A 21700-nucleotide genomic window follows, 5' to 3' on the forward strand; every position below is an offset into this window, starting at 1 on the left:
GACCGCCCGCAATCCCGCCGTTTCCCTCCCCGCTGCACGCACGAACCGAACTGGAGAAAGACATGAGCAAGCTGCCCACTGCCGAACAGATCCAGCACGACTGGGACACCAACCCGCGCTGGGAAGGCATCCAGCGCAACTACAGCGCCGCCGACGTGGTGCGCCTGCGCGGCACCGTGCACATCGAGCATTCGCTGGCCCGCCTGGGCGCGGAGAAGCTGTGGGCGTCGCTGCATGAGCGCGAGTTCGTCAACGCGTTGGGTGCGCTGACCGGCAACCAGGCCATGCAGCAGGTCAAGGCCGGGCTGAAGGCGATTTACCTGTCCGGTTGGCAGGTGGCGGCCGACGCCAACCTGGCCGGCCAGATGTATCCGGACCAGTCGCTGTACCCGGCCGATTCGGTGCCGGCGGTGGTCAAGCGCATCAACAACACCCTGCTGCGCGCCGACCAGCTGCACCACGCCGAAGGCAAGGATGACATCGACTTCCTGCAGCCGATCGTGGCCGATGCCGAGGCCGGTTTCGGCGGCGTGCTCAACGCGTTCGAGCTGATGAAGGCGATGATCGAGGCCGGCGCCGCCGGCGTGCATTTCGAGGATCAGCTGGCCTCGGTGAAGAAGTGCGGCCACATGGGCGGCAAGGTGCTGGTGCCGACCCGCGAGGCGATCGAGAAGCTCAACGCCGCGCGCCTGGCCGCCGACGTGCTGGGCGTGCCGACCCTGCTGGTGGCGCGCACCGATGCCGAGGCGGCCGACCTGCTGACCAGCGACATCGACGGCAACGACAAGCCGTTCGCCACCGGTGAACGCACCGTGGAAGGCTTCTACAAGACGCGTAATGGCCTGGACCAGGCGATCAGCCGCGGCCTGGCCTACGCGCCCTATGCCGACCTGGTGTGGTGCGAGACCGGCAAGCCGGACCTGGAATTCGCGCGCAAGTTCGCCGAGGCGATCCATGCGAAGTTCCCGGGCAAGCTGCTGGCCTACAACTGCTCGCCCAGCTTCAACTGGAAGAAGAACCTGGACGACGCAACGATCGCGAAGTTCCAGCGCGAGCTGGGCAGCTACGGCTACAAGTTCCAGTTCATCACCCTGGCCGGCTTCCACGCGCTGAACTACGGCATGTTCAACCTGGCCCACGGCTATGCACGCCGCCAGATGAGCGCCTTTGTGGAATTGCAGGAGGCCGAGTTCGAAGCGGCCGAGCGTGGCTTCACCGCGGTCAAGCACCAGCGCGAGGTCGGCACCGGCTACTTCGATGCCGTGACCCAGGCGATCCAGCAGGGCCAGTCCTCGACCACCGCGTTGACCGGTTCGACCGAAGAAGAGCAGTTCCACGGCGGGCGTAGCGAGCGCGCCGCCTGATCGGTAGTGCCGGCCAGCGGCCGGCGCTACCGAAGCCTCGAAATACGATCAGGGTGGCCAGGGAAGGGCCAGACAACGCCGGCCGGTCGGGGGACCTGCCGGCGTTGTTGTATCGATGGAAACGCGATGAACGCAGGCAGCGTCAATTCGGCGCACCCCACAGACCGGCAACTTGGCCGAAACCCTGTGAAGGTGGCCATCAGATTGATCCGGAACGACTTTTCCCTCGACCGTGGCGGGCAGAACGGCCACCGCGCGCCTTCACATCGGGAAAGTGGACCACAAGGCTCAAAATGAGATAGGGCGCACATTTTAAAGCGGTGCTATGCTCCGCGGCTCACCAGGGGACGCTGGCGGCGGGTGCAGGGAATGACCGGCAGGGGTGCGGCCGAGAACAGTGATGTGACGTCAGGTATCGCCCGGGTGGCGATGGCCGAGATCGTGCATGCGCTGCTGTCCGATGCCGAAGTCGCATTGTTCGCCAGATTTGCCCGTCCATGCAAGCTTCATGCCGGACAGTGGCTGTTCCAGCGCGGGCATCGTGGCGAGCGCATGTATGTGATCCTGGAAGGCCAGATCGAACTGGACTTCGGCGAGGACCTGGTGATCAAGACGCTTGGCCAGCACGAGTTCTTCGGTGAACTGGGGCTGCTGGTGGGTGACCACCCGCGCAGCGCCAGTGCGCGCGCCCTGGTGGACTGCGAGGTGCTTGAGCTGGGGCCCGCCGACTTCCATCGCCTGGTCGAATCCGATCCGGGCCTGGTCGCCTACTTCCTGCGCCGCACGATCATGCGCGTGTTGACCAACGAACAGGCCCTGATCAGCCAGCTGCGCCGGCGCAACCATGACCTGGAAACCGCGCTGGACAACCTGTACATCACCACCCACCAGCTGACCCACACCCGCGAGCTGGTGCGTACCGATGAACTGACCGGGCTGCACAACCGCCGTGGCCTCACCCTGTACCTGCAGGAATGCCGCGCCGATGGCAGTGGGCTGCCGCAGGCGCTGCTGCTGATCGACTGCGACCGCTTCAAGCAGATCAACGACCGCCATGGCCACCAGGCCGGCGATCGCGTGCTGCAGAGCATGGGCAACATCCTGCGCTCGATGGCCGGCGAGCAGGACCTTGCCTGCCGCCTCGGCGGTGACGAGTTCTGCCTGATCCTGCGTCGTGGCAACCACGAGATCGTGCAGCACGCGGCCGAGTTCATCCTCAGCGCGGTACACGGTCTGCTGGAACGCAGCCACGGCACGCCGCACGTCAGCCTGGTCAGCATCGGCGCCAGCCTGCTGGCACCGGAGGCGGGCTGGAGCGAGTGGTACGCCAGCGCGGACCGTGCGCTGTACCAGGCCAAGCGTGATGGTGGCAACTGCCTGCGTTGGGCAGACGCAGTGGACTCACCCTAGATCGGGAGACAGAGGCGATGAATGGCGACAACGGAACGTCGGCGCCGCACAACCAGCAACTGCGCGCCCTGCTGTTCACCGACCTGTGTGACTCGCTGCTGCTGGTCGAACGCATCGGCGACGTCGCTGCCGCCGAACTGTTCCAGGAACACGACCGGCTGGTGCTGGCGCTGCAGCAGCGCTGGAACGGCCAGCTGATCGATCGCTCCGACGGGTTGTTCATGCTGTTCGAGCGCCCGATCGACGCGCTTGGCTTCGCATTGGATTACCAGCGTGGGCTGCAGCCGCTGGGGCAGAGACACGAGATCCATCTGCAGGCGCGGGCCGGTCTGCATGTTGGCGATGTGCTCACGTGGGAGAACAGCGCCGAGGCAGTGCGGGCTGGCGCCAAGGCGATTGAAGTCGAAGGCCTGGCCAAGCCGACGGCGGCGCGCCTGATGCAGTTGGCACGGCCGGGCCAGATCCTGCTTTCGGCGGTGGCCGAATCCATCATGCGTCGCTCCAGTGGGTCGCTGGGCGCGATGGCTGAAGGCCTGCAATGGCGATCGTTCGGGCGCTGGCGCTTCAAGGGTGTGAGCCAGCCTGCTGAAGTCTACGGCGTGCAGGCGGCGGGCATGCCCACGCCGGGGCGGCTGCGGCACACGGCCAAGGCCCGGCGTGATCTTCCGTTGTGGCGCCGTCCACTGGCGATGGCGGCGCAGGCCGCCGTACTGCTGGCCGCGGTGCTTGGCGTCTGGTTGCTGACCCGGCCACAGCCGGCCATCGCATTCGCTGAACGCGATTGGGTGGTGCTTGGCGGGCTGCACAACCTCACCGGCAACCGCTTGCTTGATGACGCCCTGGACCAGGCGTTCCGGATCAGTCTCGAGCAGTCCCGCTACGTCAATGTCGTCAGTGACGACCGCGTTGGCCGTACCCTTGAGATGATGCGGAAACCGCTGGATGGTGGCCTCCGCGAACGCGGCGATGCCGCCGCTGTGGCGGTGCGCACCGGCGCCCGCCTGGTGTTCGTGCCATCGGCTACCGATATCGGCGGCCGCACCCGCTTCAGCGTGGAGGTGGTCGAGCCGTCGACGCTGCGCACCCTGGCCGTGGTATCCGCCGATGCGAAGGCGGGTGCGGTACTGGCGGCGGTGGACGATGTTTCGCGCCAGCTGCGCGATCGCCTGGGCGAAGAGCCCGCATTGATCCAGCGCGACAGCCAATCCCTGCCCGAGGTGACCACGGGCAGCATGGATGCGCTGCGTGCGTTTGCCTTGGGCCAGAAGCGCTACAGCCGCGGAGATTTCAACGGCGCGATGGCGTTCTTCGAGCAGGCGATCCAGGTCGATCCTGAGTTCGCCCTGGCATGGCTGGGCCAAGCCCGCTGTCGCTTCGCCATGATGAACTACCACGATGCCAAGCGTCTGCTGGAAGAGGCCGACCGTCGATCAGGGCACCTTACGCCACGCGAGCGCCTGTATGTGCAGAACTGGGCGCTGCAGATCGGTGATCCGGATCGTGCCACCGATGGCTGGGCGCGCATGGCAGAGCTGTATCCGGATTACATGCCTGCAAGCTACAACGCCGGTCTGAATCTTTTCCACGAGAACCGCCTTGCCGAGGCCCTGGCGCTTTCCAGGCGTGTTGCACATAGCAGGGTCGAATTGCCTGAGATTGCACAGGACCAGTACGGCCGCGCCTTGCTGGCCAGCGAGCGCTACGCAGACGCTGACATCGCGTTCAGCCGTGCCGCCAGCAATGGCTGGGAGGGTGCATTGATGCGCCAGGCGACGGTGGCGGCAGCGCGTGCCGAGTTCGAGAAGGCCAATGCGCTGCTTGGACGGATCGATCCGAACAACTTCCATGCTGGTAATTTCGCTACCACGATTGCGCTTGACCAAGGCGATGTCGAGGGCGCCATCAAGCTCGCCGAACAGGGGAGGATGCTTGCCGCACGGCGCCAGGGCATGGATCGGTACAACTTCGACATGCCCCTGGCCGTCGCCTACCTGATGGCCGGCAGAAAGTCGAAAGCCTTGATGGTGGCGCGCGCGTCCGCGACCGCGCCATTCGAAGAGCTGAGCGGCGAACCCGCGGTGGAGGTAGTGGATCGCCTGGTTGCAGCACACGCGGCAGCCTTGCTGGCACTGAGACTGGGCGATGCCGCACCGGCCAAGGCGGTCCAGGCCCGGATGAACGCGCTTCAGGATCTTCCTGACAGCAGCGTGTTGCGCCAGTACGTCACCCTGTTGGCCGGGCGGATGATGCAGCATGAGGGTCGGCCCCAGGCCGGGCTGGACCTGCTCGTACCGCTGCTGAAGAAGCAGCCACGCCTGCAGGTGCGGCTGGCAGTGCGTGACCTGGCGCTGGAGGCGGGCTTGAAGGATGTTGCCCATGAGCAGACGCGTTGGCTGCGTGATCGCCCCGGATTTGCCTATGCAGAAGCGCAATGCAGCTTCTGCCTGCAGGCACTTAACGTAGTGGATGTGCGCAGGCTCATGGCGGCGCCGGCAATCGAGGCTGCCGACACCATGGCCTCGATGCCTCAGCGCAGCGTGCGCGGCGAGCCGTAACCGTCCTCAAGCATCGGCACGGAGTAGCCGGTACCACTGGTCAGAATGGCGACGATCTGGTCTTCGGCCTGTGCGATGACGTCCTTCTCCGCCAGGCAGATGTTCTTGCAGCAATCCTGGACGAACTGCTGAAGGTCAGCCGGGTTGGATGGAACGTGTCCAGCCAGCAGTATCGCGGCGGCCGTGTCGGTGGCGAAGAGCTGGCGGAAGGTGTCATCGGTGGCGAGGCGCTGAACCAGCGTCCTGGCAACCGGCAGCGAGAGCGTCAACGTGGGCATTGTGTCCTGCATCCATGGAGTGTCGAGGGGCAGTGGTGATGTCGGCCTGGCAAACCGGTTCTTGAGAGGGTGGAGCGGAAGATGTAAAGGAATCGGGCCGCGGTTCGATAACGTGGATTCACGATGAAGGAAGGCTGATCCGATGGATGTCAGGCGCTGCGCGATCGTAGTGGTACAGCCCACCGAGCAGATCCGGTTTGAGCTTGAAGGCCTGCTGCGCGGTGGTGATGGCCTGGTGCGCACGCTTGCCTGGGAGGCACTCGCCCCTCACCTGGATGCGCCGGTGGTGCTGGACGCCACGGCACAGGCGCTGCTGGGAAGCCTGAGCCCAAGTGCATGGACCACGCTTGAGGCAGAGAAAGCCTGTTCACCTGCGATGGACCTGCTGATTGCCAGTCGCCTGGTGTTGACCCGCGGACAGGATGACGATGTTGCCGCTCGTGATGAGCGGCTGCGTGCAACGCACTGGCACCCTCTGGCTGCGGTCATGCATGCCTTCTCACGCTGGGAGGATGTTGACGCCGTTCGCAACATGCGTGAATCACAGATCGAAACAGCCTCGCAGATGCGCAGGACGTTGGGAGCGCCCCCACCGCACGCTGCCGCTGCCGCTGCCGAAGCAGGATTGGTACCACTGCCGCCTCAGCAGTCCAACGATTTCGACGCACTGCTGGCGCGGCGCGTCACCTGCCGGAACTTCGATGTCACCCGATCACTGCCACTGCCCCTGCTGAGCCAGATGCTGCAGCGGGCATTCGGCAGCAGCAGCTGCCAGCGAGAAGGCGATGATCTGGTGTTCCTGAAGAAGAACGTACCCTCAGGCGGCGGACTGCATCCTGTCGAAGCCTACGTGCTGGTGCGTAATGTCGAAGGACTTGCTGCCGGCATGTATCTCTATCGAGCGCAGGGCCACGGACTGCTGCCGATTGATTGCCCCGTGGCCATCGATGGCGACTTCGTGATGTCCATGGTCGGGCAGCAGCACTGGTTTGCGGATGCGCATGTGCTGGTGATCCTGGCCCCGCGTTTCAACAGGACGTACTGGAAGTATCGCCAGCATGGGAAAAGCTATCGGGTTGTCGCGATGGAGGCGGGACATCTATCGCAGACGCTGTATCTGGCGGCCACGGATGCCGGCCTGGGAGCATTCATTACTGCGGCGATCAACGAAAAGCCGATCGAACGAGCCTTGGGCCTGGACACGATCAATGAGGGGGTGCTCGCGGTCTGCGGTTTCGGATGGCGTGCATCACGGATGACGACCAGCGAGCTGGACCCGGCAGGCGTGATCTGGAACCTTGAAGACCGCGCGGGCTGACCCCGCGCGGCCTCTGCCACATCACGCCGCTTCGAAGTCCACCAGCACTGCGCCATCACCCACCTGGTCGCCTGCCTTGGCGCGGTAGCCCTTCACCGTTCCGTCGGCCGGTGCCTGCAGGGTGTGCTCCATCTTCATCGCTTCCAGTACCACCAGCGGGGTGCCGCGCTTGACCTCGGTGCCGGCCGCGACCAGCGTGGCGACGATCTTGCCCGGCATCGGCGCCAGCAGGCTGCCGGCATCGGCCACGGCGTGGTCCGATTCGCCCACCGGATCATGCAGGGTGAAGCGGTGCTGGCCGTCGGCGCCGAACAGGTACAGCTGGTCGCCTTCGCGCAGCAGCTGCAGTGACCAACGGCGCTCGCCCAGCTGCACGGTCAGATGCTGTGCATCGGCCGTGCCGATCACCTGCACCGGTGCTGCGTCGTCGCACTGCACGCGCCAGCCATCAGCCCGCGGCCACACCCTCAGCGTGTGCCGGCGCTCGCCCTGCTGCAGCGGCAGCACGCGCGGGGTGGATGCGCCGAGGCGCCAGCCGTCCTGTGCCTGCCATGGCGAATGCGGGTCGCGGGCATCGGTGATGGCTCCTGCGGTGCTGGTCACGGCGGCCACCGCTGCCAGCAGCCACAGTGCATGTTCGCTGTCGCCGACTACGCTCAACGCCGTCTGTTCGCGTTCGATCAGCGCGGTATCCAGCTTGGCGTGGGTGAACGAATCGGTGTTTACCAGCCGGCGCAGGAAGCCGGCATTGGTGGTCACGCCCACCACCTGGCAGTCGGCCAGTGCCTGGCTCATGCGGCGCAGCGCGGCAACGCGGTCCACGTCCCAGACGATCAGCTTGGCGATCATCGGGTCGTAGTACGGGGTGATGCTGTCGCCTTCCTCCACGCCGGTATCCACGCGCACGTTGGCCGACGGCGTCGGCAGGCGCAGGCGACGCAGGGTGCCGGTGGAGGGAAGGAAGCCACGATCGGCATCCTCGGCGTACAGCCGCGCTTCAATTGCGTGGCCGTGGATGGCCAGCTGTTCCTGGCGCAGCGGCAGCGGCTGGCCCGAAGCCACCCGCAGCTGCCACTCCACCAGGTCGGTGCCGGTGATGTACTCGGTGACCGGGTGCTCGACCTGCAGGCGGGTGTTCATTTCCATGAAGTAGAAATCGCCGTCCGGGCCGGCGATGAACTCCACGGTGCCCGCGCCCTCATAGCCCACCGCGCGCGCGGCATCGACCGCGGCCTTGCCCATCGCCGCACGACGCTCGGCGCTCATGCCCGGCGCCGGCGCTTCTTCCAGCACCTTCTGGTGGCGGCGCTGCACCGAGCAGTCGCGCTCGAACAGGTACACCGCATCACCGTGGGAATCGCCGAACACCTGGATCTCGATGTGGCGCGGACGCTCGACGTACTTCTCGACCAGCACATGGTCGTTGCCGAACGCCGAGGCCGCCTCGCGCTGGCAGCTGGCCAGCGCATCGACGAAGTCCTCGCTGCGCTCGACCTTGCGCATGCCCTTGCCGCCGCCGCCGGCGCTGGCCTTGATCAGTACCGGGTAACCGATGGCGTCGGCCTGTGCGCGCAGGAAGTCCGGCGCCTGCTGGTCGCCGTGGTAGCCCGGGGTGAGCGGTACGCCGGCCTGGGCCATCAGTGCCTTGGCCGCGCTCTTGTCACCCATCGCGCGGATGGCGCTGGCCGGTGGGCCGATGAAGGTGATGCCGGCGGCGGCGCAGGCGTCGGCGAAGTCGGCATTCTCGGAGAGGAAGCCGTAGCCGGGGTGGATGGCCTGCGCGCCGGTCGCGCGTGCGGCGTCGAGCAGGGCATCGCCGCGCAGGTAACTCTCGCGCGCGGCGGCCGGGCCGATGTGGATGGCTTCGTCGGCCAGCCGGACGTGACGCGCAGTGCGGTCGGCATCGGAATACACCGCCACGGTGGCGATGCCGAGGCGGCGGCAGGTGGCGATGACGCGGCAGGCGATCTCGCCGCGGTTGGCGATCAGGACTTTGGTGAACATGGCAACGGGCTTCATGGGAGCGTGCTCGGTCATGGCATGGGTTACATGCGGAACACGCCGAAGCGCGTCTGCTGTGGAGCGGCGTTGAGGCTGGCCGACAGCGCCAGGGCCAGTACGCGGCGGGTGTCGGCCGGATCGATCACGCCGTCGTCCCACAGGCGCGCGCTGGCGTAATACGGGTGGCCCTGCTGTTCGAACTGGTCGCGGATCGGCGCCTTGAACGCGTCTTCCTCCGCTGCCGGCCACTGCCCGCCCTTGGCTTCGATGCCATCGCGCTTGACCGTGGCCAGCACGCTGGCCGCCTGCTCGCCACCCATCACGCCGATGCGCGCGTTCGGCCACATCCACAGGAAGTTCGGCGAGTACGCGCGGCCGCACATGCCGTAGTTGCCGGCACCGAACGAACCGCCGATCACCACGGTGAACTTGGGCACCCTGGCGCAGGCCACCGCCATCACCAGCTTGGCACCGTCCTTGGCGATGCCGCCCTGTTCGTACTTGCGGCCGACCATGAAGCCGGTGATGTTCTGCAGGAACACCAGCGGGATGTTGCGCTGGGTGCACAGCTCGATGAAGTGCGCGCCCTTCAGTGCCGACTCGGAGAACAGGATGCCGTTGTTGGCGATGATGCCGATCGGGTAGCCGTTCAGATGGGCGAAGCCGGTGACCAGCGTGGCGCCGTAGCGCGGCTTGAACTCATCAAAACGCGAGCCATCGACCAGGCGCGCGATCACTTCGCGCACGTCGTAGGGCTTGCGCGTGTCGGCCGGGATCACCCCGTACAGGTCGTGCGCCGGCAGCAGCGGTTCTTCGGAAGGCTGTACCGCCATCGCCGGTTCCGGCTTGCGCCAGTTCAACTGGGCGATGATCGCGCGAACGCGTGCCAGTGCCTGCAGGTCGTTGTCGGCCATGTGGTCGGCCACGCCGGAAATGCGCGTATGCACGTCGGCGCCGCCCAGTTCCTCGGCGGTCACCACTTCGCCGGTGGCCGCCTTCACCAGCGGCGGGCCGCCGAGGAAGATCGTGCCCTGTTCGCGCACGATCACCGTTTCATCGCTCATGGCCGGCACGTAGGCGCCGCCGGCGGTGCAGCTGCCCATCACGCAGGCGATCTGCGGAATGCCCTGCGCCGACAGGTTGGCCTGGTTGTAGAAGATGCGGCCGAAGTGGTCGCGGTCGGGGAACACCTCGTCCTGCAGCGGCAGGAAGGCGCCACCGGAATCGACCAGGTAGATGCAGGGCAGGTGGTTCTGCTCGGCGATCTCCTGCGCGCGCAGGTGCTTCTTCACCGTCATCGGGTAATAGGTGCCGCCCTTGACCGTGGCGTCATTGGCCACGATCACGCACTCCACGCCGCTCACCCGGCCGATGCCGGCCACCACGCCCGCAGCGGGCACGGCGTCTTCATACATGCCATGCGCGGCCAGCGGCGCGATTTCGAGGAAGGCGCTGCCTGGGTCGAGCAGGGCGTCGATGCGGTCACGCACCAGCAGCTTGCCGCGTGCGGTGTGCTTGGCGCGTGCCGCTTCGTTGCCGCCCAGTGCGGTGCGGGCAAGCGTGGCGTGCAGGTCGTCGACCACGGCCTGCATGGCCGTGCGGTTGGCTTCAAACGTATCGCTGCCCGGTTGCAGCTGGCTGTTCAGGACGGTCATCGCGGTGGCCTTACAGGGTGCGCTGGAACAGTTCGCGGCCGATCAGCATGCGGCGGATCTCCGACGTGCCGGCGCCGATTTCATACAGCTTGGCGTCGCGCCACAAACGGCCGGTCGGGTATTCGTTGATGTAGCCGTTGCCGCCCAGGATCTGGATCGCCTGGCCGGTCAGCCAGGTCGCCTTCTCGGCGGCGTACAGGATGGCACCGGCGGCGTCCTGGCGGGTGGTGCGGCCCTGGTCGCAGGCGCGTGCCACGGCATAGACATAAGCACGGCAGGCGCCCAGGCCCACGTACATGTCGGCGATCTTGGCCTGGATCAGCTGGAAGCTGCCGATCGCCTCACCGAACTGGTGACGCTCGTGCACGTAGGGCATCACCACGTCCATGGCCGCCGCCATCAGGCCCAGCGGGCCACCGGACAGCACCACCCGCTCGTAGTCCAGGCCGGACATCAGCACGCGCACGCCGCCACCGACCTGGCCCAGTACGTTTTCTTTCGGCACTTCGCAGTCCTGGAACACCAGCTCGCAGGTGGGCGAGGAACGCATGCCCAGCTTGTCCAGCTTCTGCGCGGTGGAGAAGCCCTTCATGCCCTTTTCGACCAGGAAGGCGGTGATGCCCTTGGCGCCGGCGTCCATGTCGGTCTTGGCATAGACCACCAGCACGTCGGCATCCGGGCCGTTGGTGATCCACATCTTGTTGCCGTTGAGCACGTAGCGGTCACCACGCTTGTCGGCGCGCAGTTTCATCGACACCACGTCCGAACCGGCACCCGGCTCGCTCATCGCCAGCGCGCCGACCAGGCTGCCGTTGCACAGGCCCGGCAGGAAGCGCTGTTTCTGTTCCTCGTTGCCATTCTTGCGCAGCTGGTTCACGCACAGGTTGGAGTGCGCGCCGTAGGACAGGCCGATGCCGCCGGAAGCACGCGAGATCTCTTCCATCGCCACCACGTGGGCCAGGTAGCCCATGCCGGTGCCGCCGTATTCTTCTTCCACGGTGAGGCCGAGCAGGCCCTGTTCGCCCAGCTTCGGCCACAGGGCCAGCGGGAACTGATTGGTGGCATCGGCCTCGGCGGCCAGCGGTGCGACCTCGGCGGCGGCAAAATGGGCCACGCTCTGGTTCAGCAGGTCGATGTCTTCGCCAAGGTCGAAGTTCAGGGATGGCACGTGCATTGTGGTGGCTCCACGGCGGGATGGCAGGAAATGGACGCACCCGGCGGGGGAGCGGGCGGCGGTCTGCAGGACCGCTGCCCGCACGGGCGATTGGACCCCAGCGTAGCGGGGTTCGGGTAAGAAGTGAATACGAATTCAAAAATTGAAACTAGAATCAGAACATGGCCTATAAACGCTCTGCATTGATGGAAGAACGCCTGGCCGGGGCCCGTGAAAGGATCCTGCTGGCCACCCGCGAGCTGGTCGCCACCGGTGGCTGGCGCAACGCCCCGGTGACCGCCGTAGCGACCCAGGCCGGGGTGTCCACCGGCCTGATCTACCGCCACTTCCCGTCCAAGGCCGAACTGTTCGTGGAGGTGCTCAACGCCGCCGTGGCCCATGAAGTGGCGATCATGGAGCGCATTGCCAGTGGTCCGGAGGCGGCCAGCGAGCGGCTGCGGCTGGCGATCACCGCCTTCGTCCGCCGCGCCCTGGCGGGGCCGGGGCTGGCCCATGCCTTCATCGTCGAGCCGGTCGACCCGGACGTGGAAGCCGAACGCATGCGCGGCCGTCGTGCCTTTGGGGATGTCTTCCTGCGCCTGGTGGAAGAGGGCGTGGCCGCCGGTGAACTGCCGGCGCAGGACGCGCACGCCACGGCCGCGTGCCTGGTCGGTGCCTTCACCGAAGCGATGGTCGGCCCGACCGCGCCCAGCCGCGAAGCGCACCGCGACGAAGGCGCGCTGGTGGATGCGATCTGCAGCTTCTGCCTGCGCGCGATCGGCGCCCCCGCAAAACGGTAGCGCCGGGCCATGCCCGGCGGCTGTTGCCGCGCTTGCGTTGCCGGGGTCAGATCCCTTCTGCGTGGCAAAAGGGATCTGACCCCAGCCCCCCGGCATGTTGCGCCGCATCAGCAGTGACGCCTGTTGTCGCACGCAAAGTGCGTTCTATACTCGGCCCATCACGCAGTCGCTCAGCCGTGGTCCAACGACTATCAGCCAGGGGTAACGAAGAGTGCGGAATTACGATCTGGAGTTCCTGAAACGCTTCTCCATGGTGATCGCGCTGCTGGCGACCATCACCCTCGGCCTCATCCTCCTTGCCGCCTATATCCACACCCGGATTCCGCCCGAGGTGTCGCCGACCGCGGCCAAACGCACTGAACAGCGCATTTCGCCCACCGGCGCGGTGTACGCCGGCAGCACTGGCGCCGCCGCGCAGGCTGCAGCCAAGGCGGCAGCACTGGCCAAGGCGGCGTCGCAGGTGGCCTATGGCGGCACCAAGGACGGCAAGGTCATCTTCGACAACCTGTGCACTGCCTGCCACACCACGGGCGTGGGCATGGCGCCAACGCTGGACCACTCGCACTGGGACAAGCGCATCGCGCAGGGCAAGGACACGCTCTACAAGCACGCCATCGAGGGCTATACCGGCCCGGATGGCGGCATCATGCCCCCCAAGGGCGGCAACCCGGCGCTGACCGAGGAGCAGATCCACGCCACCGTGGACTGGATGCTGGGCAACCTGAAATAGCCTCCGAACGGCGGAACGGCCAAACCGCTGGATGGCCGAACTGCTGAACCGCCGAACCGCCGAACGACCGAATCGCCTAACCGCCGGTAGAGTCGACTGTTAGTCGACTGCTCTTCCCAACGCTGCCGGAAAGCCCGCGCTGCGCGCGACAGTCGACTAACAGTCGACTCTACCGCCGGTCACGCCGGTCACGCCGGTCACCGCACCGGCTTTGCCCACCGAGGCCTGATCGCCCATATTCCCCCGCCCGCAAGCGGGGTTTCGCATTTCAGGGTTAGTCTGTGCGCCCTCTTCCCTGGAATCGCCCGTCGATGCGCCGCCGTTCCCTCGCCCTTGCCCTGTCCCTGCTGCTGCCGGCCAGCGCCTTCGCCCAGGCCCAGCCGCAGGCCGCACCGGTTACGACGCCCGCTGCCGCGCGCAGCAGCGCGACCGTGGTGCTGACCGCCGCGCCGGCTGACTGGCGCGCGCTGGACGGCCAGCGTGTGCGCATCGCCGCGCCGCTCACCCTGGCCGGCACCGATGGCCTGGAGCGCTTCGGCCAGCTCACTGTCGCCTTCGATGGCCGCCTCTGGCAGCCCACCGAAGTGGCCGCGCCGGGTACTGCCGGCTACGAGCAGGTGATGGCCGACAACCTGCGCCGCCGCCTGGTGCTGGACGATGGCAGTGATGCCCGCGACCCGGCCAGCGTGCCGTACCTGCCGGGCAACCCGGTGCTGCGCGCCGGCATGCAGCTGCGCAACGTGGAAGGTGTCGTGCACGTGGACGCGCAGGGGCACCCGCGCTTGCAGGTCGAAGGTGTGCTGAAGCTGCCGGAGCTGAAGCGCCCGGCGGTGCCGACGGTGCCGGGCAGCCTGCACGTGGCGGCCTTCAACCTGGAGAACTTCTTCAACGGCGACGGCCAGGGCGGTGGCTTCCCGACCCTGCGCGGTGCGCGCACACTGGATGAACACAAGGCGCAGGTGGCCAAGCTGGTCACCACGGTCAACGCGCTGGGTGCCGACGTCGCCGCGCTGATGGAACTGGAAAACGATGGCTACGGCCCGCAGTCGGCCATCGCCGAACTGGTCGATGCGCTCAACCGGGACCGCGGCGCGCAGGGTGACTGGCGCTTCGTCGATGCCGGCAACGGCCCCGGCGACAATCCGATCCGGGTCGGCATCATCTACCGCAGCAACCGCCTGCAGCCGCAGGGAAAGCCGGCCACGCTGACCGGTGGCCCGTTCGTCGAGCACAGCCGCGTGCCGCTGGCGCAGGCCTTCCAGGGCAAGCAGGGCGCGCCGTTCGTGGTGGTGGCCAACCACTTCAAGTCGAAGGGCTGTCGCGAGGCCGCCGGTGCAGACGCCGACCACAATGACAACCAGGGCTGCTGGAATGCGACCCGCGTGACCTCCGCGCAGCAGCTGCACGCCTGGCTGCAGACGGATCCAACCGGCACCGGCGCCAAGGACGCCGTGCTGCTGGGTGATTTCAACGCCTATGCGATGGAAGACCCGATCCGCACCCTGCATGACCTGGGCTGGCAGGACGCGTTCAAGGTGGCCAAGGTCGAGCATCCCTACAGCTACGTCTACAACGGCTACACCGGCCGCCTCGACCATGCACTGCTGAGCCCGGGCATGGCCAAGCGCCTGCGCGGCGCCGCCGAATGGCACAGCAACGCCGACGAGCAGGACGCCAGCGGCTACCAGGGCCGCAATGTGCAGGGGCCGTGGCGCAGCTCCGACCACGACCCGCTGCTGCTGGGTTTCGATAAATAACGCCCAACGCAGGGGTCGGAGCCCATTCCAACGGAATGGGCTCCGACCCCGATGCACATGCTCACCCCCAGGCGATCAACCCGATCGCCAGCACCGCCAGTGCCAGGCCGGCGCGGTTCCACTTCGTGGTCGCCTCGCCGAAGGCGAACACGCCCACCAGCGCACCCAGCACCACCACGCCGATGTTCATGCCGGCGAACACGGTAGCCGGGCTTTGCGGCATCGCCTGGTGCGCATGCACATAGAAGAGAATGTTGCCGCCATTGAGCAGGCCCAGCAGCGCGCCGGCACCGAGGTTGCGCCAGGCCAGCCGGCTGCGGCCGCTGAAATGCCGCGACAACTGCAGCGCCAGCATCAGCACGAAGGCCACGCTGAAGCTGGCCAGCACCGCCGCCATCGACGGTGTGCCCGACAGCGCCACCTGCTTGAGCAGCACGTCCACCACCGCGAACCCGCCCCACACGCCCAGCAACCACCCCCAACCGCCGGGTGAGGCCGCCAGGGCCGGCCCACGCGGGCGCAGGCTGATCGCAACCATGGCGACCAGGCCCAGCGCCAGGCCGGCCAGCTTCCACGGCGTGGCGCTCTGGCCGAAGAACAGGAACGCGGCGGCCAATGACAGCAGCAGCGACAGCCGCTGCGCCACATCGCTGCGGACGATGCCGGCCACCGCCACCGCACGGCCCAGCACCAGGAAGATCGAGGGCAGCACCACCGCCAGCGCCAGCAATGACAGCCACGGGGCATGCGGCGCGCGCAGTGCGTCCAGCGGCGGCTGCAGCACCACCGCCGTCATTGTCGCGGCCACCAGATAGTTCCAGGTGACCATCTGCGCGACATCCAGCTGGCGGCGTCCAGCCACCTTCAACAACACCGAAACCAGCACGCTGCAGATCACGGCCAAAGACAGGTAGAGCATGGGGCGGGCACAGGGCAGGGGCGGGGGACGGTATCATGGTGCCATGCACAAGCCCTTGTTCCCCGTTGCCCCCGGCGAAACCGCCTGCCTCGAACTGGACGGCCCGGCCGGCCCGCTGGAAGTGGTCGTCGACCTGCCCAAGGCCGATGTGCCGGTGCAGCCGATCGTGGCCATCATCTGCCACCCTTTGTCCACCGAAGGCGGCACCCTGCACAACAAGGTGGTCACCATGACCGCCACCACCCTGCGCGAGCTGGGCATCGCCACGGTGCGCTTCAACTTCCGCAGCGTCGGTGGTTCGGCCGGTGAGTTCGACCACGGCGTGGGCGAGCAGGATGACCTGAAGGCCGTGGCTGCCTGGGTGCAGAGCCAGCGCCCCGACGACCGCCTGTGGCTGGCCGGTTTCAGTTTCGGTTCGTTCGTTTCGCTGAAGGCCGCTGCCGCGCTGCAGCCCGAAGCGCTGATCTCGATCGCGCCGCCGGCCGGCCGCTGGGATTTCGATGGCATCGCACCGCCGGCGCGCTGGCTGGTGATCCAGGGCGAGCAGGACGAGATCGTCGACCCGCAGGCGGTCTATCAGTGGCTGGACACGCTGGATTTCCCGCATGAGCTGGTGCGCATGCCCGAGACCAGCCACTTCTTCCACCGCAAGCTGATCGACCTGCGTGGCGCGCTGACCCACGGCGTGAAGCATTGGCTGGGCGCGGCGGCATGAGTGCAACCGAGTTGACCCCGTCGCAGCGGTACGCGGAAGGGGTCGCCCGTGGCGACTGGCAGAACGACCCGGCCCAGCATGCGGCGCTGGCCGAGCTGGACCGCATCCACCTGGGCCTGCTGGACAGTGCCGAGGACGGCTGGCTGGACCGCCTGTCCTCGTTCTGGAAGAAGCCCGAGCCGGTAAAGGGGCTGTACTTCTGGGGTGGCGTCGGCCGCGGCAAGACCTTCCTGGTCGACCTGTTCTACGACGGCCTGCCGATCAAGCAGAAGTACCGCACCCACTTCCACCGCTTCATGCGCAGCGTCCATGAGCGCCTGCGCGAGCACCAGGGGCAGAGCGACCCGCTGGCGAAGATCGCCCAGGAATGGCGCAGCAACCTGCGCGTGCTGGTGCTGGACGAGTTCTTCGTCACCGACATCGGCGATGCCATGCTGCTGGCGCGGTTGCTGGAACGCCTGTTCGCCGAGGGCGTGACCCTGGTCACCACTTCCAACACGGCGGTGGAGAACCTGTACCTCAATGGCCTGCAGCGCGAGAGCTTCCTGCCGGCGATCGGCCTGCTGCAGCGCTTCTGCGTGGAGCTGTACGCCGAAGGTACCGAGGATTACCGCATGCGCGCGCTGACCCGCTCGCCGGTGTACCGAGCACCGCTGGCCGCCGACAGCGATGAATGGCTGGCCACGCGCTGGAACGAACTGAGTGGCGGCCAACCGGCCAAGGCTGGCAACATCGAGATCGAGGGCCGCAAGATTCCGGTCCGCGGCCGTGGCAAGAGCATTGCCTGGTTCGACTTCGCCGCCCTGTGCGAGGGCCCGCGCGGGCCCTCGGACTACATCGAGATCGCGCACGAGTTCAACACCGTGCTGCTGGGCGGCATTCCGGCATTCGATCGCCTGAACGAAGACGCCGCGCGCCGCTTCGTCAACCTGATCGACGAGCTGTACGACCGCCACGTCAACCTGGTATGCACCGCCAGCACCTCGCCGATCGAGCTGTATACCGGCCAGCGCCTGCAGGGTGCATTCGAGCGCACCGCCTCGCGCCTGATCGAAATGCAGAGCGCTGAATACCTGGGTACCCCGCACCGGGCGTGAGGGTAGTGCTGTTTGTAGAGCCGAGCCCACGCTCGGCTGCTTTTGCATGATGTGCCGAAAAGCAGCCGAGCGTGGGCTCGGCTCTACAACAGCGCCGCGTGGTTATCGGGAGGGCGCCAAGGAGTCGTCACGCGGCCGCTCATCCGGTCCGGCCGACACATGCAGCCCCGAACCGCTGCCGTGCTCCACCCGCACGCTCTCACCGCGTTCCAGCAGCCGCAGTGGCTGTCCCTGGTAGCGCACTTCCAGCGCATCGTGGGCCTCTGCCAGTGACCGCACCAGCGGGCACAGGGCCATTGCCTTGGCTTCCAGCTGCTGGCTGCGCGCTTCCATGCGGCGGTCGACCTCGGCATCGAGCCGGTCGGCGCGGCGCTCCATGGCCCCGGCGCGGCCGGTGAACACCTGCCACAGCACGCTGCGGGTCATCGACGTGGCCATCGTCTCGGCCATCTGCTCGATGTGCGCGTCGAAGCCATCGCCGAACGCGTCCTGCTCCCAGTAGCCGCGGCCGAGGCTGGCGTCGATCCAGTCCTGCATCTCGCCGCGCATCGCGCGCATCTGGCGGTTGCGGGACTTGCCGGTGATGGCCTCGAAGGCAGCGTCCAGCGCATCGAAGGTGACCCCGGAGACTTCGTGGGCCAGTGCGGTGGCCGCCGGCATCAACTGGCGGGCACCGGCCTCCATCTGCCGCAGGCGGGCGGCGTCGGCGGCGCTGACCGGCACCATGGTGCCGTCCAGGCTCAGCTCGCCATCGTGGAACACCACTTCATGCGGCGCCTGCGGGCCATGCCGCAGCCAGATGCCGCCGCTGTCCACCAGCACGTCATAGTCGGTATGGATGCCGCACTGGTCCGAACGCAGGTCCGGCCCCTCGGCGGCCAGCGCCGGGGCAATGAACAGGGCAGGCAGCAGGGCCAGCGCGGGCAACCACAAGTGCATCGGAGCATCCTTTTCCGGGAGCGAGTGGCCAGCATCCGCTGCCCGCCCGAGCGCGTCACCGGCCGGAAGTCACCCGTCCACCGCATTCCCACCGGCTGCCCACCACCTATCCACAGGGTTGTCCCTAGCCAGTTTCATCACTGTCATGTGAAGCTGTCATTGTTCCGTTTTCGCGGTGCGTTGTACCACCGCAATGACGCCTTTCGGGCTTGACTGCGCAGCCCGTTCCGGCAGGTCTGAAGCGTCTGATCCGGGCGCCGATGGCACGATCCTTGCGGCGCAAGGGATTGCCGAATTTCACTACATTTGGCGTTGACGGACCCCACTACCCCCACTATCTTGTGGCCGTCGGTCGCAGCAACCCCAATTCCAGGGGTTGCCAGGGGTACCCATCCGCGATCGCCAACGGCAGTGGCAGGCGCAGGGTCTCATCCCCTGCGACGCCGTCCTGCCATCCTGGGCTGTCATGTCCCGGGCTGCGTCACCCGATGCATCGAGCACCCACCAATCACGCCAAGAGGACACACGCCGTGACCACCGAATCCAGCGCCACCATCGAGAAGGAAAGCGAATTCCTGTTGACGTCGCCGCCGACGGCCAACGCGATGAGTGTGACCAAGCGCAATGGCACGACCGAACTGGTGGACCTGAACAAGATCGTGCGCGCGGTGCAGCGTTCCTCCGAAGGCCTGCACGCCGTCGATCCGATGCGCGTGGCCACCCGCACCATTTCCGGCCTGTACAACGGCGCCACCACCCGCGAGCTGGACGAACTGTCCATCCGCACCGCCGCCCTGCTGATCGGTGAAGAGCCCGAATACGGCCGCCTTGCTGCGCGCCTGCTGGCCAACTACATCGCCAAGGAAGTCTCGGGCCAGGAAATCTACGCCTTCTCGCAGTCGGTCAGCCGTGGCCATGAAGTCGGCCTGATCAACGACCGCCTGCTGAACTTCGTGCAGACCAACGCACGCAAGCTCAACGATGCCATCGACATCTCGCTGGACCTGAACTTCGATTACTTCGGCCTGCGTACCCTGTACGACCGTTACCTGCTGCGCCACCCGCACACCCGCAAGGTGATCGAGACCCCGCAGCAGTTCTTCCTGCGCATCGCCAGCGCGCTGAGCGAGGACGTGTCCGAGACCCTGGCGCTGTACAAGCGCATGGGCAACCTGGACTACCTGCCGTCCAGCCCGACCCTGTTCAACTCCGGCACCACCCACGAGCAGCTGTCCTCGTGCTTCCTGCTGGACTCGCCGCAGGACTCGCTGGAGTCGATCTATTCCAAGTACGGCGACATCGCCCAGCTGTCGAAGTTCTCCGGCGGCATCGGCGTCAGCTACACCCGCGTGCGTTCGCGGGGTTCGCTCATCAAGTCGACCAACGGCCACTCCAACGGCATCGTGCCGTGGCTGAAGACCATGGATTCGTCCGTGGCCGCGGTGAACCAGGGCGGCAAGCGCAAGGGCGCGGCCTGCGTGTACCTGGAAACCTGGCACGCCGACATCGAGGACTTCCTCGAGCTGCGTGACAACACCGGTGACGAAGCCCGCCGTGCGCACAACCTGAACCTGGCCAACTGGGTGCCGGACCTGTTCATGAAGCGCGTCGAAGCCGACCAGGAATGGTCGCTGTTCGATCCGCGCGTCGTGCCGGAGTTCACCGACCTGTTCGGCGAAGCCTTCGAGCAGGCCTACCTGCAGGCCGAAGCCCAGGGCAAGGCCAATCGCACCATCTCCGCGCGCAAGCTGTACGCCCGCATGATGCGTACGCTGGCCGAGACCGGCAACGGCTGGATGACCTTCAAGGACAAGTGCAACCGCGCCAGCAACCAGACCCTGCGTCCGGGCAACGTGATCCACCTGTCCAACCTGTGCACCGAAATCCTGGAAGTCACTTCCAACGATGAAACCGCGGTGTGCAACCTGGGTTCGATCAACCTGGGCAACCACTTCGACGAGCACAACGAGTTCGACTTCGAGAAGCTGGCCGAGACCGTGCGCCTGGCCGTGCGCCAGCTCGACCGCGTCATCGACCTGAACTTCTACCCGATCGAAACCGCCCGCCGCGCCAATCTGCGCTGGCGTCCGGTCGGCCTGGGCTGCATGGGCCTGCAGGACGTGTTCTTCCGCAAGCGCCTGCCGTTCGACAGCGCCGAAGCCCGCGCCCTGTCGAAGAAGATTGCCGAAGCGATCTACTTCCACGCGCTGGAAACCTCCTGCGAGCTGGCCCAGGAACGCGGCAAGCACCCGTCGTTCAACGACACCCGTGCCGCCAGCGGCGAACTGCAGTTCGACGCCTGGAACGTGGTGCCGGAAGACACCGCACGCTGGGATGCCCTGCGTGAGCGCATCAAGGAACACGGCCTGCGCAACTCGCTGATGATCGCGATCGCCCCGACCGCAACTATTGCCTCGATCGCCGGTTGCTACGAGTGCGTCGAACCGCAGGTGTCCAACCTGTTCAAGCGCGAGACCCTGTCCGGTGACTTCCTGCAGGTCAACCGCTACCTGGTGAACGAACTGAAGAAGCTGGGCCTGTGGACCGCCGACATGCGCGATGCCATCAAGCTGGCCGAAGGTTCCATCGCCGGCGTGGCGCAGATTCCGGAAACGCTGCGCGAGGTCTACCGCACCGCGTGGGAACTGCCGATGCGTTCGCTGATCGACATGGCCGCCGAGCGTGGCGCCTTCATCGACCAGTCGGCCTCGCTCAACCTGTTCATGGAAAGCCCGAACATCGGCGCGATGTCCTCCATGTACATGTACGCCTGGAAGCAGGGCATCAAGACCACCTACTACCTGCGTTCGCGCCCGGCCACCAAGATCGCCAAGACCACGGTGAGCAGCGCGGCCCCGGCCAAGGTGTTCAGCCCGGACGAAGCCATCGCCTGCTCGCTGGAAAACCCGGAAGCCTGCGAGGCCTGCCAGTAAGACGCGGCGTGCCGGCCTTGCCGGCACCTCGCACCTGTAGAGCCGAGCCATGCTCGGCTGCCGCACGGAAACACCC

Annotated in this window: 16 protein-coding genes; 10 read left to right on the forward strand and 6 right to left on the reverse strand. The window is 66.7% G+C overall.

Features of this window, described 5'->3' with window-relative positions:
• The first annotated feature begins 62 nt into the window (after window positions 1-62).
• The 3 genes from aceA to ACZK0Z_RS01405 all read left to right on the forward strand — a co-directional run bounded on the left by aceA (window position 63) and on the right by ACZK0Z_RS01405 (window position 5329).
• A complete protein-coding gene (gene aceA, locus ACZK0Z_RS01395) occupies window positions 63-1364 on the forward strand; it encodes an isocitrate lyase (protein WP_004153647.1) in 1302 nt (433 codons plus the stop codon).
• Window positions 1365-1733: 369 nt separating this feature from the next.
• Window positions 1734-2774, forward strand: coding sequence for a GGDEF domain-containing protein (locus ACZK0Z_RS01400; protein ID WP_049429785.1), 1041 nt, complete (start codon window positions 1734-1736; stop codon window positions 2772-2774).
• Between the two features lie 17 nt (window positions 2775-2791).
• The gene (locus ACZK0Z_RS01405) at window positions 2792-5329 is read left to right on the forward strand and encodes a putative peptide modification system cyclase (protein WP_197633634.1); all 2538 of its coding nucleotides are present in this window, start codon (window positions 2792-2794) and stop codon (window positions 5327-5329) included.
• On the opposite strand, the gene ACZK0Z_RS01410 is transcribed toward ACZK0Z_RS01405, so the two are convergent.
• Window positions 5302-5607: an NHLP-related RiPP peptide gene (locus tag ACZK0Z_RS01410; protein WP_197633635.1), complete on the reverse strand. Its 306-nt coding sequence runs from the start codon at window positions 5605-5607 to the stop codon at window positions 5302-5304. The genes ACZK0Z_RS01405 and ACZK0Z_RS01410 overlap by 28 nt on opposite strands.
• A gap of 142 nt (window positions 5608-5749) precedes the next feature.
• Between ACZK0Z_RS01410 and ACZK0Z_RS01415 the strand changes: the two genes are divergently transcribed.
• Window positions 5750-6925, forward strand: a complete 1176-nt coding sequence (locus ACZK0Z_RS01415) for a putative peptide maturation dehydrogenase (protein ID WP_049429782.1) — start codon at window positions 5750-5752, stop codon at window positions 6923-6925.
• A gap of 21 nt (window positions 6926-6946) precedes the next feature.
• Here the strand turns inward: ACZK0Z_RS01415 and ACZK0Z_RS01420 are convergent, their stop codons facing one another.
• The 3 genes from ACZK0Z_RS01420 to ACZK0Z_RS01430 are packed head-to-tail and all read right to left on the reverse strand — an operon-like array spanning window position 6947 to window position 11755.
• Window positions 6947-8962 carry an acetyl-CoA carboxylase biotin carboxylase subunit gene (locus ACZK0Z_RS01420; RefSeq protein ID WP_404830273.1) on the reverse strand — a complete coding sequence of 672 codons (2016 nt, stop codon included), beginning with the start codon at window positions 8960-8962 and terminating at the stop codon, window positions 6947-6949.
• Window positions 8963-8970: 8 nt separating this feature from the next.
• Window positions 8971-10581 carry a carboxyl transferase domain-containing protein gene (locus tag ACZK0Z_RS01425; RefSeq protein WP_049429780.1) on the reverse strand — a complete coding sequence of 537 codons (1611 nt, stop codon included), beginning with the start codon at window positions 10579-10581 and terminating at the stop codon, window positions 8971-8973.
• A gap of 10 nt (window positions 10582-10591) precedes the next feature.
• Window positions 10592-11755: an isovaleryl-CoA dehydrogenase gene (locus tag ACZK0Z_RS01430; RefSeq protein WP_478449383.1), complete on the reverse strand. Its 1164-nt coding sequence runs from the start codon at window positions 11753-11755 to the stop codon at window positions 10592-10594.
• A gap of 161 nt (window positions 11756-11916) precedes the next feature.
• On the opposite strand from ACZK0Z_RS01430, the gene ACZK0Z_RS01435 reads away from it, so the two are divergent.
• The 3 genes from ACZK0Z_RS01435 to ACZK0Z_RS01445 all read left to right on the forward strand — a co-directional run bounded on the left by ACZK0Z_RS01435 (window position 11917) and on the right by ACZK0Z_RS01445 (window position 15021).
• Window positions 11917-12534, forward strand: a complete 618-nt coding sequence (locus ACZK0Z_RS01435; RefSeq protein ID WP_106548774.1) for a TetR/AcrR family transcriptional regulator — start codon at window positions 11917-11919, stop codon at window positions 12532-12534.
• A 211-nt stretch (window positions 12535-12745) separates the two neighbouring features.
• Window positions 12746-13264 carry a c-type cytochrome gene (locus tag ACZK0Z_RS01440; RefSeq protein ID WP_005407662.1) on the forward strand — a complete coding sequence of 173 codons (519 nt, stop codon included), beginning with the start codon at window positions 12746-12748 and terminating at the stop codon, window positions 13262-13264.
• Between the two features lie 311 nt (window positions 13265-13575).
• Window positions 13576-15021, forward strand: coding sequence for an ExeM/NucH family extracellular endonuclease (locus ACZK0Z_RS01445; protein ID WP_329860885.1), 1446 nt, complete (start codon window positions 13576-13578; stop codon window positions 15019-15021).
• Window positions 15022-15082: 61 nt separating this feature from the next.
• Here ACZK0Z_RS01445 and ACZK0Z_RS01450 read toward each other — a convergent pair whose 3' ends face one another.
• Window positions 15083-15940: an EamA family transporter gene (locus tag ACZK0Z_RS01450; RefSeq protein ID WP_197633637.1), complete on the reverse strand. Its 858-nt coding sequence runs from the start codon at window positions 15938-15940 to the stop codon at window positions 15083-15085.
• Window positions 15941-15983: 43 nt separating this feature from the next.
• Between ACZK0Z_RS01450 and ACZK0Z_RS01455 the strand changes: the two genes are divergently transcribed.
• Complete coding sequence (locus tag ACZK0Z_RS01455) at window positions 15984-16655, forward strand: alpha/beta hydrolase (protein ID WP_049429775.1); 672 nt, start codon at window positions 15984-15986, stop codon at window positions 16653-16655.
• Complete coding sequence (gene zapE / locus ACZK0Z_RS01460) at window positions 16652-17752, forward strand: cell division protein ZapE (protein ID WP_029380119.1); 1101 nt, start codon at window positions 16652-16654, stop codon at window positions 17750-17752. The genes ACZK0Z_RS01455 and zapE overlap by 4 nt, the downstream gene beginning before the upstream one ends.
• A 102-nt stretch (window positions 17753-17854) precedes the next feature.
• Here the strand turns inward: zapE and ACZK0Z_RS01465 are convergent, their stop codons facing one another.
• The gene (locus tag ACZK0Z_RS01465; protein WP_049435479.1) at window positions 17855-18691 is read right to left on the reverse strand and encodes a DUF2884 family protein; all 837 of its coding nucleotides are present in this window, start codon (window positions 18689-18691) and stop codon (window positions 17855-17857) included.
• Between the two features lie 530 nt (window positions 18692-19221).
• Here ACZK0Z_RS01465 and ACZK0Z_RS01470 point away from each other — a divergent pair.
• On the forward strand, window positions 19222-21624 hold the full coding sequence (locus ACZK0Z_RS01470; RefSeq protein ID WP_049409985.1) for a ribonucleoside-diphosphate reductase subunit alpha: 2403 nt from the start codon (window positions 19222-19224) through the stop codon (window positions 21622-21624).
• Window positions 21625-21700 lie beyond the last annotated feature (76 nt).

It is taken from the genome of Stenotrophomonas sp. 116085_Sma (assembly GCF_056479585.1).